The 15202-nt window shown below is 54.6% G+C and carries 20 protein-coding genes and 1 rRNA gene; 1 reads left to right on the forward strand and 20 read right to left on the reverse strand.

Going from position 1 to position 15202, the window contains the following annotated elements; translation table 11 throughout:
• The 6 genes from FTE24_RS01185 to FTE24_RS01210 form a co-directional block, all read right to left on the reverse strand.
• Positions 1-85, reverse strand: a 16S ribosomal RNA gene (locus FTE24_RS01185); the annotation flags it as partial.
• Positions 86-609: 524 nt separating this feature from the next.
• Positions 610-837 carry a hypothetical protein gene (locus FTE24_RS01190; RefSeq protein WP_141447263.1) on the reverse strand — a complete coding sequence of 76 codons (228 nt, stop codon included), beginning with the start codon at positions 835-837 and terminating at the stop codon, positions 610-612.
• A gap of 109 nt (positions 838-946) precedes the next feature.
• Positions 947-1567 (reverse strand): stage II sporulation protein M, encoded by a 621-nt coding sequence (locus FTE24_RS01195; protein ID WP_202111706.1) that lies wholly within the window; start codon positions 1565-1567, stop codon positions 947-949.
• A 45-nt stretch (positions 1568-1612) separates the two neighbouring features.
• The gene (locus FTE24_RS01200) at positions 1613-2749 is read right to left on the reverse strand and encodes an Mrp/NBP35 family ATP-binding protein (RefSeq protein WP_150235466.1); all 1137 of its coding nucleotides are present in this window, start codon (positions 2747-2749) and stop codon (positions 1613-1615) included.
• 132 nt (positions 2750-2881) lie between these two features.
• The gene (gene sat, locus FTE24_RS01205) at positions 2882-4051 is read right to left on the reverse strand and encodes a sulfate adenylyltransferase (RefSeq protein WP_150235468.1); all 1170 of its coding nucleotides are present in this window, start codon (positions 4049-4051) and stop codon (positions 2882-2884) included.
• A gap of 46 nt (positions 4052-4097) precedes the next feature.
• Positions 4098-4790: a phosphoadenylyl-sulfate reductase gene (locus FTE24_RS01210; protein ID WP_150235470.1), complete on the reverse strand. Its 693-nt coding sequence runs from the start codon at positions 4788-4790 to the stop codon at positions 4098-4100.
• A 247-nt stretch (positions 4791-5037) separates the two neighbouring features.
• Here FTE24_RS01210 and FTE24_RS01215 point away from each other — a divergent pair, with 247 nt between their 5' ends.
• On the forward strand, positions 5038-6792 hold the full coding sequence (locus tag FTE24_RS01215; RefSeq protein WP_150235472.1) for a methyl-accepting chemotaxis protein: 1755 nt from the start codon (positions 5038-5040) through the stop codon (positions 6790-6792).
• 131 nt (positions 6793-6923) lie between these two features.
• Here the strand turns inward: FTE24_RS01215 and rpsI are convergent, their stop codons facing one another.
• The 14 genes from rpsI to rplO form a co-directional block, all read right to left on the reverse strand.
• Positions 6924-7316 carry a 30S ribosomal protein S9 gene (rpsI, locus tag FTE24_RS01220; protein ID WP_141447268.1) on the reverse strand — a complete coding sequence of 131 codons (393 nt, stop codon included), beginning with the start codon at positions 7314-7316 and terminating at the stop codon, positions 6924-6926.
• A 19-nt stretch (positions 7317-7335) separates the two neighbouring features.
• Positions 7336-7773, reverse strand: coding sequence for a 50S ribosomal protein L13 (gene rplM, locus FTE24_RS01225; RefSeq protein WP_141447269.1), 438 nt, complete (start codon positions 7771-7773; stop codon positions 7336-7338).
• A gap of 258 nt (positions 7774-8031) precedes the next feature.
• Positions 8032-8817: a tRNA pseudouridine(38-40) synthase TruA gene (gene truA / locus FTE24_RS01230; protein WP_150235474.1), complete on the reverse strand. Its 786-nt coding sequence runs from the start codon at positions 8815-8817 to the stop codon at positions 8032-8034.
• 137 nt (positions 8818-8954) lie between these two features.
• A complete protein-coding gene (gene rplQ, locus FTE24_RS01235) occupies positions 8955-9320 on the reverse strand; it encodes a 50S ribosomal protein L17 (RefSeq protein WP_018978341.1) in 366 nt (121 codons plus the stop codon).
• A 34-nt stretch (positions 9321-9354) separates the two neighbouring features.
• The gene (locus FTE24_RS01240) at positions 9355-10299 is read right to left on the reverse strand and encodes a DNA-directed RNA polymerase subunit alpha (protein ID WP_141447271.1); all 945 of its coding nucleotides are present in this window, start codon (positions 10297-10299) and stop codon (positions 9355-9357) included.
• 70 nt (positions 10300-10369) lie between these two features.
• Positions 10370-10765: a 30S ribosomal protein S11 gene (gene rpsK, locus FTE24_RS01245; protein ID WP_037291530.1), complete on the reverse strand. Its 396-nt coding sequence runs from the start codon at positions 10763-10765 to the stop codon at positions 10370-10372.
• A gap of 19 nt (positions 10766-10784) precedes the next feature.
• Entirely contained in the window at positions 10785-11153 is a 369-nt protein-coding gene (gene rpsM, locus FTE24_RS01250) for a 30S ribosomal protein S13 (RefSeq protein WP_141447272.1), read from the reverse strand.
• 21 nt (positions 11154-11174) lie between these two features.
• A complete protein-coding gene (rpmJ, locus tag FTE24_RS01255) occupies positions 11175-11288 on the reverse strand; it encodes a 50S ribosomal protein L36 (RefSeq protein WP_037291536.1) in 114 nt (37 codons plus the stop codon).
• Positions 11289-11396: 108 nt separating this feature from the next.
• The gene (infA, locus tag FTE24_RS01260) at positions 11397-11612 is read right to left on the reverse strand and encodes a translation initiation factor IF-1 (RefSeq protein ID WP_018978345.1); all 216 of its coding nucleotides are present in this window, start codon (positions 11610-11612) and stop codon (positions 11397-11399) included.
• Positions 11613-11614: 2 nt separating this feature from the next.
• A complete protein-coding gene (locus FTE24_RS01265) occupies positions 11615-11923 on the reverse strand; it encodes a KOW domain-containing RNA-binding protein (protein WP_150235476.1) in 309 nt (102 codons plus the stop codon).
• Positions 11924-11932: 9 nt separating this feature from the next.
• A complete protein-coding gene (map, locus tag FTE24_RS01270; RefSeq protein ID WP_141447274.1) occupies positions 11933-12685 on the reverse strand; it encodes a type I methionyl aminopeptidase in 753 nt (250 codons plus the stop codon).
• Between the two features lie 5 nt (positions 12686-12690).
• Positions 12691-13335, reverse strand: coding sequence for an adenylate kinase (locus FTE24_RS01275; RefSeq protein WP_141447275.1), 645 nt, complete (start codon positions 13333-13335; stop codon positions 12691-12693).
• 89 nt (positions 13336-13424) lie between these two features.
• Complete coding sequence (secY, locus tag FTE24_RS01280) at positions 13425-14723, reverse strand: preprotein translocase subunit SecY (RefSeq protein ID WP_141447276.1); 1299 nt, start codon at positions 14721-14723, stop codon at positions 13425-13427.
• Entirely contained in the window at positions 14723-15163 is a 441-nt protein-coding gene (rplO, locus tag FTE24_RS01285) for a 50S ribosomal protein L15 (protein WP_141447277.1), read from the reverse strand. The genes secY and rplO overlap by 1 nt, the downstream gene beginning before the upstream one ends.
• Positions 15164-15202: the final 39 nt, after the last annotated feature.

A 15202-nucleotide genomic window follows, 5' to 3' on the forward strand; every position in this document is an offset into this window, starting at 1 on the left:
AAGCTTCTCTTCAAGTCCGCTCGACTTGCATGTATTAGGCATGCCGCCAGCGTTCGTCCTGAGCCAGGATCAAACTCTCCATTAAGGTGCAACCTCTGTTGCACCCGCGACTCCGATTAGAGACCCCTTAGGGCCTGGATTCGGACGAAGCGGATGGTCTTGAAGTTGACTTGTCAAGAAAGCACCATGTGCTCGTTAAAACGTGGCGGGAATTTACATTCCCTATATTCACTCTAAACCGTCTTGTGCTCCAAGATTCAGATCCGAAGATCAANGTTCAGTTTTCAAAGAACAAACTCGTTAATCNTTTGCTCGTTTCTTTCGTTCACCACCGCATCTCAGCGGCGACTTTTATATCCTATCACAGTGGCCAGCAGTTCGTCAAGCACTTTTTTTAAAACTCTTTTTCAGTGATCTTCGCTTCTGGACTGCGTTGGCTCTCTCTCGAAGGGCCGAGATTTAATTTACCACATAGCAATACAGCAAGTCAACACCTTTTTACAAATAACCGAAGTTCGCTTGATCGTGGCCTACCGTCCCTTAACGCATCAAAAGCGGCCCGGAATCCTCCGACCGCTTTCCTTGCCTTTTATAAACAATGCTCGGGCTTCACCGTTCGCCGCCGTGCCGCTTGTCTCTCACGTACTTCGACAGCTCTTTGGCCGGCGCAACCCTCGCATACATTTGAAAAATGGTTTGATACCGCTTCGATATCGCTTTGCGCATATCTTTATCCAAGCGCTTGTCGCTGAGGTCGAACAGCATCTCGTCCAGCTCTTTGCGCAGTACATACCCGAATTCTTTACACTCCATTTCGCTGAACATCATACCGAGCATTGCAGCCCCTCCTCTTTCGGGTTCCCTCTATAGTTGGTTTGCCAGTTCAACCTTGATTTAACCCAAAATGGAGTCTTGATAACCGTTCCATGCGTAAAAGTTTACAAAACTACCGCATGAGCTGCAAAGTGATCGTACTTTCGATCGCCGCGGCCACGAACAGCAGGATGACGATCCAGAACGCGGCCCCGAGCATTTGCTTCATTCCGTGCTCCCAGCGGGCCGCCAGACGCTCTCTTTTGCCCGCGCCGAGGCTGAACAGGCTTCCGATGACCAGTCCCCCGAATTTCATCCCGTAGGCGCAGGCGATCACGATCGCAGGCAGTTCGAGGATGCCGTGCGGCAGCAGTCCCTTGAAGATCAGTTCCGTGATATTCTCTCCCTGCTCATGGCTCACCATGACGACGAATCCGAGCACCATGCCGTTAATAAGAAGGAAGATCAGCGGAATCAGTCCGAAGAAAGCGCCCAACAGTATGACCAGAACCGATTTGATCGCATTGTTTAAAAAGATAAACGTAAAAAAGCTCAGCGTCACGTTATCCGACTGTTGGAGATTTTGCACGACTCCCTGCAGGCCTTCGATCTGGGACAGCAGCAGACGCTGCAGCCCGTCCGCGTTGATCGTGCCCAAAGCGATAGCAGCGATAAACAGCGCCGCCGCCGACAGCATATACCCTTTGTTCTCCGCCAGTCCCCGGATAAAGCGACCGAACGACAGCATCTTCATAATTGGCCTCCTTGCCGTGACTTTATGGGATCGAACAGCGTAGTCTTACTGCGCACTGCCGCTTTTGTCGGTCTTGCCGATCAGCACCTGGGCCATTTCGTCGTACATGGCGCCGGTCGCCGTCTCCGCCTTATAGACGGAAGGGGAGAAATCCCGTTCGGATACGTGATTGTCCGGCACGCCGAGCGGAATCTGGGCCAGCAGGCCGGTATGCAGCGTCTCTGCCAGGCGTCCACCGCCTCCGCGGCCGAAGACGTAGTCCCGCTCCCCGTTTTTCTCGTAATACGCCATGTTCTCGACGACGCCGAGAATCTCGTGCCCCGTCTGCAGCGCCATGGCGCCCGCTCTCGCCGCGACGAAGGCCGCCGTGCCGTGCGGGGTGGTCACGATGATCTGCTTGCTCTGAGGCAGCAGCTGATGCACGTCAAGCGCCACGTCGCCCGTACCCGGAGGCAGATCGAGCAGCATGTAATCGATCTCGCCCCACTCTGTCTCTTCGAAGAACTGCCGGAGCATCCGTCCCAGCAGAGGACCGCGCCAGACGACGGGGTTATTTTCACGGATAAAGAAGCCCATCGACATCACCTTGACCCCGAAACGCTCGACCGGACGCAGAAGCCCGTCGATCACTTCCGGCCCTTCTTCGATCCCCATCATATCCGGTACGCTGAACCCGTAGATGTCGGCATCGATAAGACCGACCTTTTTGCCGGCCCGCGCAAGCGATACCGCCAAATTGACGGCTACCGTCGATTTGCCTACCCCGCCTTTGCCGCTCGCCACGGAGATGAACACGGTCGGAGAGTCGGCGCTCAGGATCGGCAGGTTCTCGAGACCGGCCGCATGGCCTTTGACCAACACCGGATCGTCGTCCTCTTCCTGCTCGTCCCGGTCGGTTCGATTGTCTTCGATAATCGCGCGACTGCGTTCCTTCTCCAGTTCTGTCGCTTCCTTGAAGCGGATATGCACGTCTTCCACTTCCAGCGACCGCAAAATGGAGCGCACCTGCGTCTCCAGCCCCTGCCGGCTCTCGTCCGCGTTATCCAGACATACGACGCTCAGCGATATCCGTCCTTCCCGAACCACGACGTCGCGGATCAACCGCAGGTCGGATAAGCGTACGCGATAGACCGGGTCTACCACGGCTTCAAGCGCTTCCACAACTTCTTCTCTCGTTACCATTGCGTTCATCCTCTCTTCCACTCGTTAGGAAAACCTGTTCTTATTATACATGAAACGAAAACGCCGGACCGTCTCCCTAAGGAAAACGGTCCGGCGTATAATATGGCCCCGTCTATCGGGGGAGTTGGCTTCCTAGACTTGCTGCGCCGCGCGATCGCGCATGCCTTCGATCAGCACTTCCGCCACTTCGGGACGGGTGAACTCCGGCGGCGGGCATTCTCCGTTACGCAGCAGGGCGCGTACTTTAGTGCCCGACAGGGTCAGATGCTTCTCCTTGCCATGCGGACACGTCTTGCTCGTCGCCATATTGCCGCAGTGCGTGCAGAAGAAACTGTGTTCGAAAAAGAGCGGCGTGATCTCCAGTTCCTCCGGTTCGAAGTTCGAGAAAATCTCCTGCGCCTCGTACGTGCCGTAGTAGTCGCCTACCCCGGCATGGTCGCGTCCGACGATAAAGTGGGTACAGCCGTAATTTTTACGTACAATCGCATGGAAAATCGCTTCGCGCGGTCCCGCGTAACGCATCGCCGCCGGGAATACGCCCAGAAATGTCCGCGCGGCCGGATAATAGTTTTCCAACAGGACCAGATAACTGCGCATCCGGATATCCGCGGGTACGTCGTCGGACTTGGTCTCGCCCACGAGCGGATTAAGGAACAGCGCATCCACCGTCTCAAGCGCCGACTTCTGGATATACTCGTGCGCCCGGTGTACCGGATTGCGGGTCTGGAAGCCGACAACGGACTTCCAGCCTTTTTCCGCGAACAGGCGCCGGGTCTCCGCAGGGTCGAAGTAAAACTCGTTGAAGCGTTCCGGCTGCGGGCGATTGAGCACGCGCACCGATCCGCCGATCCGCTCGACGGGCCGCTCGAACAGCTTTTTGACGCCCGGGTGCTCGGGATCGTCCGTCTTGAACACGTTGACCGCTTCCTGACGGCGATCGATCCGGTAGACGCTCTCCACGTCGAGGATGGCGTAGACGACACCGTCGCTTTCGCCGACCAGCGCTACCCGCTCTCCCCGAAGAGAGTCTTCCGCCCCTTCGAGCGGCAGCGTAATCGGAATGCTCCATACGGTACCGTCCGCAAGTCTCATCCGCTCGACGACGCTAACGTAATCTTCTTCGTTCAAAAATCCGGTCAATGGGGAAAAAGCGCCCACCGCGATCAGATCGAGGTCGGACAGCACCCAGGTGTTGATCGGGATCTGTCGCAGAGTCTTCGCTTCGCCCAGCAGCGTGTCGCGTTCCGCGCCTTCGGCGAGACGGTTGATCAAAGTGCCGCCATGCGGCTTGATGGAAGTCATAATCGGCAGTCGCTCCTTTGTCGGGGTTCGGGTTCCTGTTCGGGTCTTACTTGTGCAGTCCGCATTCCGTCTTGTCGTTGCCTGCCCAGCGTCCCGCGCGCGGATCTTCGCCCGGCATGACCTGGCGGGTGCACTGCTCGCAGCCGATGCTCGGGAAATTGCGGTCATGCAGCGGATTATAGATGACGTCGTTGTCGCGGATATAGGCCCAGACGTCTTCGCTCGTCCAGTCCGCGAGCGGATTGAACTTCATCAGGCCGAACTTGTAATCGTACTCGACCTTTTTGGAATTGGCGCGGGTCGGGGCCTGATCGCGGCGAATCCCCGTGATCCAGGCATCGTAACGCGACAGATTGCGGGTCAGCGGCTCGACCTTGCGGATATTGCAGCACAGGTTGGGGTCCGACGTCCACAACTGCGTAGCATGCTGCACGTCCTGCTCGGCCGGCGTCAGCAGCGGGGAGACGCGCACGAAGTCCAGGCCGTACCGTTCGATCATGCGGTCGCGCGTCTCGTACGTCTCTTTGAAGTGAAAGTCCGTATCGAGGTAAAAGACGTCGGTCGACGGGCTGATATGCTGCAGCATGTCGACGATTACGACGTCTTCCGCTCCGAAGCTGCAGGCGAACGTCAGGCTGTCGTACTGCTGCGCGGCGAACCGGATGACTTCCTCGGCGCTCAACTGTTCCAACTCTTCGGCTTTTACGCGCGCAAACTCTTCTTTTTCCAATAAGTTCATGTTCAAAACCCTCCATCTCTGAATGGCAAATTGAATAAGGATTGAAACCTCCGGCGGGAGATCTTGATATCGGCGGATTAACTCTTTAACGGATAAAACCAACTATTCTAATCTGAATTATTTATAAGTATAAAACTTTACGCGGCAACAATCAATTCTTTATTTCAAAATGACAAAAACTTTTAAGGAAGCAAGCAACTCCGGTCCGTAGTACAATGAGTACAGAAAATTGGGGAAGGTGGCACTTATGTCTATCATTACTAAAAAGCTGGCCGTTAAGCTGGCGCTCATGATCTTTGCCGTGCTGCTCGTTTTGTTTACGATCTTCGTCTACATGCAGAACCAAAACGTAAAAAAAGCGAGTCAGTACACGATCAGCAGCTTCAACACCAAAATGGCCGAAGCTTTTGTCACGCAGTTCGATGTCGCCGGGTATCAATCGTATTTGGCCGACGCGACGGAGAACGATCTATACTGGCAGATTCGCGAACAACTTGATCAATATCGCAGCGAAATCGGGGCGATGTACGTGTATACGGTGCGGATCGACGATAACAAGCAGCCTATCCTGCTGATCGACGGACAGCCGGCGGATTCGGATAGCGCGTCGCCGATCGGAGAAGTGACGGACATTCCGGCCGATGCGATCGAAAAGCTGTTGCAGGGAGAGTCGGCCCAAACAGGCATTCTCGTCCATCCCGAATACGGAAGCTACATCTCTTCCTACGTGCCGATGCGCGGCGCCGACGGTACGGTCATCGGCATTCTGGGCATCGATACGGACGTGACCGTGTCCAATCAGATTTTCAAGCAGTTTATCGACGACAGCGTCTGGTTCTATGTGCTGATGGGCGCGCTGACGCTGCTGATCTTCGCGGTCATCTCCTTGTTCCTGTACCGGGCGCTGCGGCCTCTGGGCTTTATCGTGCGCGGGGCGCAGGCGATAGCGGACGGCGAGATCGGCAAAGCCAACCAGCTGTTAAGCGCGGTAGGCAAACCTTCGCGGGACGAAATCGGACAGACGTACGAAGCGATGGTCAAAATGAGCCATCGGCTCGGAATGACGCTCGGCGACGTTATGCGGGACATGCAGGATACGACGCAAACGCTCGTGCAATCTTCCCAGCGTTTCTCTTCGGAAGCGAACCTGCTCCTGAACATGAACGATCAGTTGAACGAGTCGGCGGGCACGTTGGCTGTCGAAGCGAACAATCAATACGCGGGAGCGACAGAATGTGCCCGTTCCATGCAGGAGATCACGTCCGCGATCGAACGCGTCACCCACTCGTCGGCCAACGTGTCGGGCGTTTCCCGCGAAGTGCTGGAGAAAGCGTCCGAAGGGCGAACCTCGATGGACGGCTTGCAGCTGCAAATCGCGGAAATGTCGCAACTCGTCGGACAGACATCGGCTTCGGTGCATACGCTGCATCGTTACATGGACGAAATCGGCCCGGTGCTGCAGGCCATTACGAGCATCGCGGAGCAAACGAATCTGCTGGCCTTGAACGCTTCGATCGAAGCGGCCAGAGCGGGCGAAGAAGGCGCCGGATTCGCCGTCGTGGCCGGAGAGATCCGCAAGCTGGCCGGCCTGTCGTCCACCTCGGCTTCGCACGTCGCCGAACTGCTGACCAAAATCGGACAGGAAGCTTCGACGATCGGAGAGCGAATGAACAAGGAAAGCGCAGAAATTCAGAAAAGCGGCGAACTGTCGACGCGCGCCGGACAGCTGTTCGAGCATACGGTCGTGCGCTTCAACGAGATCAGCCTGCATATGGAGGATCTGTCCGCTTCCGCGGAAGAGATTCTGGCCGGCTCCGAAGAAGTGTCGGCTTCGATCGAAGAGATTTCGCAAATCTCGAAAGTGACCGCCGATTACACCGTTTCCCTGCAAAAGCTGTCGCGCGACCAGCTCGAAGCGTCCAAAAACATCGCGGAAACGACGAAATGGCTGGAACAGAGCAGCGCCAGCCTGGAGAACACGATCGCCAAATTCGAATTGTAACTTCAGGCATCCCGTTCCGAGCCCAAGGAAGTAACCGAACCGGCAGCATTCACGCCTACAAAAAAGCACAAAAAAACAGCCTGCTTCCGAATAAATCGGGAGCAGGCTGTTTGCATAACGTCCGGCAGTTCTTAACGCTTCGAGAACTGTGGAGCGCGACGTGCGGCTTTGAGGCCGTATTTTTTACGTTCTTTCATACGTGGGTCACGAGTCAGGAAGCCCGCTTTTTTGAGCGAACCGCGCAGCTCAGGGTCTGCTTTGAGCAGAGCGCGCGAGATGCCGTGACGGATAGCGCCGGCTTGGCCCGAAGTGCCGCCGCCGTGTGCGAGTACGATTACATCGTACTTGCCAATCGTTTCAGTCAGGTTCAGCGGTTGGTTGACGATCAGTTTGAGCGTCTCCAGACCGAAGTATTCGTCGATTCCACGCTTGTTGATGACGATGCGTCCTTCACCCGGTACGAGGCGAACACGTGCTACCGAATGTTTACGACGACCAGTCCCATAGTATTGTACAGTTGCCATGAAAGGGTCCTCCTTTTATTTAGCCGCGAAGTTCGTAAACTTCCGGTTTTTGTGCTGCATGTGGATGCTCGGCTCCGGCATACGCTTTGAGTCTGAGTTTCATTCTGTCGCCCATGCGAGTCTTAGGAAGCATGCCGGTTACGGCGAGTTCCAGAATCCGTTCAGGCTTGTTCTTGATCATTTCGCCGGCGCTTGTAACTTTCAGGCCGCCCGGGTGCATCGAGTGACGGTAGTATTTCTTGTCCTGCATTTTGTTGCCTGTGAGGTGAATCTTCTCTACGTTGATTACGACAACGAAGTCGCCGCCGTCAACGTGTGGAGTGAATTGGGTCTTGTGCTTGCCGCGGATGAGGGCAGCCGCTTCGCTAGCCAGACGGCCCAGCGTTTTGCCTTCAGCGTCGATGATATGCCAGTTGCGCTCAACTTCGCTCGGCTTAGCCATGTAGGTAGTACGCATGAATAAGTTCCTCCTTCTAATCTTTGCAATAAAGTTCGGTTTCGGTGTCAAAAAGTTCCATGCCGCCGGGCTAAGATCCGGGGCTGCCGGAACAGTGTATGTTTGCGATCATGGATAGTAAGAGTTAAAACGGATAATTCCGTACCGTTTTCTTGATTGGGGGCCGTGGGAAGCCTTCAAGAAAACACAACTTTTATTCTACATGATCATTGGTTAAACTGCAATACATTTTCAAGCAATTCTCCAAAGAACTTTCGGCTACTCCGGCAGCAGATCGCCGTAGTCGACGTTCCAAAGAGCAAGGCCTTTCCCCACCGCGGTCGGTCCTGCCGCCGCGCGGTCGCAGGCTTGCAAAATGACCTTCATCTCCTCGGGCTTGCGCTTGCCTTCTCCCACTTGAATAAGCGTGCCCGTGATGATGCGGACCATATGCTGCAGAAACCCGGTACCGGTCAGGAAAATATGGATGAAGCCCTGATCGACCGTTCCCGGCCGGCAGGTGCTGGCATCCACCTCGATGCGCGCTTCGAGCAGCGTCCGTACATGATCCGCTTTCTGGGATTGCGTGGAGGCAAACGACGTGAAGTCGTGCGTGCCTACCAGCTGCTGCAGCGCTTCTCCCATCGCCCCGATATCGAGCCGGGGCGCCGGATGATGAAACTGCATATGCCGCTGGAAAACGTCCGGATGACGGTTGGCGTTAATCGTATAGCGATACGTTTTGCGCTTGGCCGCATGGCGGGAATTGAATTCAAGCGGTACTTCCCAGGAGCGAGTCACGACGATGTCCTGAGGCAGCCGGGCATTAAGCGCGAGCGGCCAGCGTTCCGCGGGGATCTTCGAAGCAACATGGAAGTTGAATACCTGGGCATAGGCGTGCACGCCGGCGTCCGTACGGCCCGAAGCGATGATCTTGGGCTTATGCCCCGTCAGGGACAAGATGGACGCTTCCAGCTCGTCCTGGACGGTGCTGCCGATCGGCTGCGTTTGAAAACCGTTATAGTTTGTGCCGTCGTAAGCGACGGTCATGCACAGATTGCGCAAAGGTTCCACCTCCATGTGTTCGTCGTGCATCGCAGTTCAAAAAAAAAGAAACGGCTCTGCCGCCTTGGACAGGCGGCATACGTTTCTCGGAATCCCGCAGGCAGGGTTACCCCTGCCTTAAACGGTCTAACCGGCTACTAGGCGCGGTCAACCAGTTCCAGGTAAACCATAGGCGCTGCGTCTCCGCGGCGTGGTCCCAGTTTGAGGATACGCGTGTATCCGCCCGGACGGTCCGCATAGCGCGGTGCCAGATCTGCGAACAGTTTTTGGATTGCATCCTGCTCACCGTCAATCGTCTCGCGACGAACGTATGCAGCCACTTGACGGCGTGCATGCAGGTCTCCGCGTTTGGAAAGGGTGATCAGTTTCTCGGCAACGGAACGAGCTTCTTTGGCTTTCGCTTCAGTCGTCTCGATACGCTCATACAGGAACAGGTCGGTTACCAGGTCGCGAAGCAGTGCTTTACGAGCGCTGGAGTTACGTCCCAACTTTTGGTATGCCATTGTTTTCCCTCCTTCTACATCATACTTTTCGTTCTTAGTCTTCTTGACGAAGACCGAGGCCCAGCTCTTCGAGCTTCTCTTGAACTTCTTCCAAAGACTTGCGGCCCAGGTTGCGGACTTTCATCATGTCTTCTTCCGATTTCGTAGTCAGCTCTTGTACCGTATTGATGCCGGCACGTTTCAGACAGTTATAAGAACGAACGGAAAGATCGAGTTCTTCGATCGTCATTTCCAGCACTTTCTCTTTCTTGTCTTCTTCTTTTTCGACCATGATCTCCGCGTCGCGGGCTTCGTCGGTCAGACCCACGAAGAGCAGCACGTGCTCGGTCAAAATTTTGGCGCCAAGGCTTACTGCTTCTTCCGGACGAATGCTGCCATCGGTCCAGACTTCAAGAGTGAGCTTGTCGTAGTTCGTGACTTGTCCGACCCGCGTGTTTTCGACCGCGTAGTTTACGCGGGAAATCGGGGTGTAGATCGAATCGATCGGAATGACGCCGATCGGCTGATCGTCACGTTTGTTTTTGACGGACTGTACGTAACCGCGGCCGCGGCCTGCGAAGATGCGTACATGCAGTCTAGATCCCGGTGCCAGAGTGGCGATGTGCAGATCCGGGTTAAGGATCTCCACGTCGCTATCTGCGCGGATGTCTCCAGCCGTTATCAGGCCTTCGCCTTCCGCGTCGATTTCCAGTACCTTTTCTTCATCGGAATGAATCTTCAGCGACAAGGCTTTGAGATTCAGGATGATTTCCGTTACGTCTTCCGTAACGCCGGGGATCGTCGAAAACTCGTGCAGAACGCCGTCAATCTGGACCGAAGTGACCGCTGCGCCGGGAAGCGACGACAGCAGGATGCGACGAAGCGAGTTTCCAAGCGTCGTACCGTATCCACGTTCCAGAGGCTCAACGACAAACTTACCGTACGTGCCTCCGTCGTTGATCTCGACGGTCTCGATTTTCGGCTTTTCGATTTCTATCACTACAATACCCCTCCTTCAAAACGTCGCTTCCGTGAAACCAAGCATACTGAATGCACAATGCTTATGAATACTATACGCGGCGACGCTTAGGAGGACGGCATCCGTTGTGAGGAACCGGTGTTACGTCCTTGATCAGGTTGATTTCCAGACCTGTTGCTTGCAGGGAGCGGATAGCCGCTTCACGGCCTGCGCCAGGACCTTTAACCATAACTTCAACGGTTTTCAGACCGTGCTCCATGGCAGCTTTAGCAGCTGTTTCGGCAGCAAGCTGAGCAGCGAATGGAGTCGATTTACGGGAACCTCTGAAACCGAGACCGCCGGAGCTTGCCCAGGAGATCGCGTTTCCGTGCGGATCCGTAATCGTGACGATCGTATTGTTAAACGTGGAACGAATGTGTGCCACGCCGGATTCGATATTTTTACGGTCGCGACGTTTCGTACGTACGACTTTTTTCGGTTTAGCCATTGTCAGTTATCCCCCTTTCTTACTTCTTCTTGTTCGCTACAGTACGACGAGGACCTTTACGAGTACGAGCATTCGTCTTCGTGCGTTGTCCGCGTACCGGCAATCCACGACGATGACGGATACCGCGGTAAGAGCCGATTTCGATCAGACGTTTGATGTTCAAAGAAACTTCGCGGCGAAGGTCGCCCTCCACTTTTACGTCAGCGTCAATCGCTTCACGCAGCTTGCCTACTTCATCCTCAGTCAGATCGCGAACACGAGTCTCGGAGCTGATTCCTGTTTGGCTCAGGAGTTTTTGGGAAGTCGTTCTACCGATTCCGAAAATGTAAGTCAAGGCGATCTCAACGCGTTTGTCACGTGGTAAATCCACACCAGCAATACGAGCCATTACGCTACACCCCCTTCTAATTTATCCTTGTTTTTGTTTGTGTTTCGGATTTTCGCAGATTACCATGACATTCCCTTTGCGACGAATGACTTTGCATTTTTCGCACATTGGTTTGACCGACGGTCTAACCTTCATGATTATTACCTCCTCAAAAGCATTCGGTTTGCTCGTGCCGAAACGTGCCGGTCCAGCCGGAAGCGTTCCTTGCACCAGAACGTTGTATATCCAAAAGGCGACGTATCCTTACTTGCGGTAAGTGATACGGCCGCGAGTCAGATCGTAAGGCGATAACTGTACGACCACTTTATCTCCCGTCAGAATACGGATAAAGTGCATGCGCAGCTTACCGGAAACGTGAGCGAGAATTTGATGACCGTTCTCGAGTTCCACCTTGAACATCGCATTCGGCAGCGGTTCGATAACCACGCCTTCGATTTCAATGACATCTTCCTTGGCCATAATCATTCTCCTTTCTCCTTAACATGATGTGCGTCGGATTCCAGAAACGCGTTGACCGCATGACGCAGCTTCGCGTTCGTAACCCTGCCGCTCTCCTGCAAACTGTTTACGACTTCGCTGCTGATCGTCGCCTGGGGCTCTAGATGGAGCCGGTTCTTCTTCTTCGGGCGGTCAAACTTGCGTTTGTGTCCGTCCGCGATCCAAATACCCTGCTCTTCGTCGAGTCTGACGACCACCGCCGCCTGCCCGGCATCGCGGCCTCTGCGGATCTTCACGAGTTGACCGGGCTGCAGGGGATGTTCCTTTTTCAAGTTTATCACCTACGCGCTCAATTTTGTGAAAATTTCCAATCCGCTCGGGGTAACCGCCACCGTATGCTCGAAATGAGCGCACAGCGAGCCGTCTGCCGTTACGACGGTCCATTGATCCTCCAGCGTCCGAACTTGTCTTCCGCCGAGGTTGACCATCGGTTCGATAGCGAGCACCATGCCGGGCTTCAGCTGAGGACCGCGTCCTTCGATGCCGTAGTTCGGTATGTTCGGTTCTTCGTGCAGGTCCCGGCCGATGCCGTGCCCCACGAATTCCCGAACGACCGACATTCCGGATGCTTCGATGTATCGCTGAATCGCATGCGAAATGGTAAACAGACGCACATCCGGCTTAATAAGTGCCAGTCCTGCGTACAGGGAGCCTTCCGTAACGTCCAGCAGCCGCTGGGCTTGATCGGAAATTCGCCCTACCGGGTAGGTCCAGGCGGAATCGCCGTGATAACCGCGGTACTGCGCGCCGATATCGAAAGTGACGATATCGCCTTCCCGAAGCTTGCGCTCGCTGGGGAATCCGTGAACCAGCTGGTCGTTGACCGACGCACATATGCTGGCCGGAAAACCATTATAGCCTTTGAAAGACGGCACCGCATCCTGGCTGCGGATGGTTGCGTCGGCCAGCGCATCAAGTTCGGCCGTCGTAACGCCCGGCTTGATCGCTTTCTCCAACACACGGTGAGTCTCAGCCACAATCCGTCCCGCTTCTCTCATAAAGCCGAGCTCCGTTTCGGACTTGCAAATGATCATTACAGTTAACCTCGCAGTACGGATAGGATACCTTCCGATACCGTACCGATCTCCTGGTCTCCGTCGATCTGCCGCAGCAAGCCTTTGTTTGCATAGTAATCGATCAGAGGCGCCGTTTTGCTTGCATATTCCTCAAGCCGCGTGCGTACGCTCTCTTCATTGTCATCCGGACGCTGGTAAAGTTCGCCACCGTCTTTGTCACACACGCCTTCCTGCTTCGGCGGGTTGAAGATTACATGATAGGTCGTTCCGCAAGTTCTGCAGATCCGACGACCCGTAATCCGGACAAGAAGCTTCTCCGGATCGACATTCAGATTGATAACATGATCAAGCTTACGGCCAGACTCGAGCAAAAGTGTATCCAAAGCTTCGGCCTGCAGCAGAGTTCTCGGAAATCCGTCGAGCAAGAAACCTTTTTCGCAATCCGGCTGACTCAGCCGTTCGCGGACGATACCGTTCGTTACGTCATCCGGTACGAGCAGCCCTTGATCGATGTATTCTTTGGCTTTGACCCCGATCGGGGTTCCCTCTTTGATCGCCAGGCGAAAAGCATCGCCCGTCGAAATGTGAGGAAGACCGAATGCATCGACAATGACCTGTGCCTGTGTTCCTTTACCTGCCCCGGGAGGCCCCATGAATAGAATGTTCACGTCATGTCCACTCCTTACGTCTAACCCATGCCTAACCGCACAAAAGGCGCCGGGCGAGCGCATGGAGTCGGACCCGTCCGGAACCTGAGCTATTTATTGATAAAACCTTTATAGTGCCGCTTAATCAGCTGACTTTCAATCGTCTTCATCGTATCCAGCGCAACCCCGACGACGATCAGCAGCGAAGTGCCGCCGATTTGAACCGATTGGGGAAGACCGGAGAGCGAACCGAACGCGATCGGCAGCAGGGAAATGACTGTCAAGAATACCGCACCGGTCACGGTGAGACGCGACATCACGCGAGTGATGTACTTCTCGGTCGCTTTACCCGGACGAACTCCTGGGATGTAACCTCCGTTTTTCTTCATGTTCTCCGCCATCTGCTGCGGATTGATCTGCACGAAGGTGTAGAAGAACGTGAAACCGATGATCATGAGCGCGTAAAGCGCCATGCCGAGCGGTTGACTGTAGTTCAGGTTGTTTTGCACCCAAGCTGCCCAGGCATAGCCCGACCAGAAGTTTGCGAGAATAACCGGGAACTGCAGCAGAGAAACGGCGAAGATGACCGGAATGACACCCGCAGCGTTGACTTTCAACGGAATGTGAGTGTTTTGACCGCCGTACATTTTATTGCCGACTACCCGCTTCGCATATTGGACCGGAACTTTCCGGATCCCCTGCTGAATAAAGATAACACCGACAATAATCAGGATCAAGACCAGAACGATAATCACGGTTTTCATCGCGTTCAAGAACGTTTGACCGTCCACGATGAAATCGGATTGAGCCGTCGTCGAGATATACCCCGGAATGTTTGCGACGATCCCGGCAAAGATGAGAATCGAGATCCCGTTGCCGATGCCCTTTTCCGTGATCTGCTCGCCCATCCACATCAAGAGGGATGTACCGGCAGTCAGGACGATCGCAATCAGGATATAATCGACGGTCGTAGCGTTCGGAATCATCTCCGCATTATAAATGCGGTTGAATCCGATCGCCGTGGCGAACGCCTGAACCAAACCCAGAACTATGGTGCCGTATCGAGTGATCTGCGCCAGCTTTTTCTTACCGTGTTCACCTTGTTTGGACCACTCGGTGAATTTCGGAATGACATCCATCGACAGCAGCTGCACGATGATCGATGCCGTAACGTACGGATAGATACTGAGGGCGAAGATCGAGAACTGCATGAGCGCCCCTCCGGAGAAGGTGTTCAGCAGTCCCATCAACTGGCTGCCGGCTTCGTTAGCCGACTGAAGCACGTCCGTGTTGACTCCCGGAACGGGAATGAACGTACCGATACGGTAGATCACCAGAACCATCAGCGTAAACAGAATTCGTTTACGGAGGTCGTCGACCCGCCATATATTCTTCAGGGTGTTGAACATTAGATCACCTCGGTTTTACCGCCGGCAGCCTCGATTTTCTCCACCGCAGATTGAGAGAACTTGTTTGCTTTGACAGTCAATTTCACCGTCACATCGCCATTGCCAAGGATCTTGATACCGCTCTTGGCATCTTTGACGATACCTTGTTCCTTAAGCAGCTCAGGAGTGATTTCGGTGTTTTCTGCAAAGTTGTTCAGTTCTTCGATGTTGACGATGGCGTATTCTTTGCGGGTCGGGTTAACGAATCCGCGTTTTGGCAGACGACGGTACAATGGGTTCTGACCGCCTTCGAAACCTGGACGAACACCGCCGCCGGAGCGGGAGTTTTGGCCTTTGTGACCGCGTCCGGCTGTTTTACCCGTACCGCTACTCGTACCGCGACCGATGCGTTTCCGCTCTTTTTTGGAACCTGGAGCAGGAGAAAGCTCATGTAACTTCATCGTTCGTTGCACCTCCTTGATTCATTCTATTAATTCGCT

The sequence above is a fragment of the Saccharibacillus sp. WB 17 genome (assembly GCF_008634075.2).
Classification (GTDB): Bacteria; Bacillota; Bacilli; order Paenibacillales; family Paenibacillaceae; genus Saccharibacillus; species Saccharibacillus brassicae.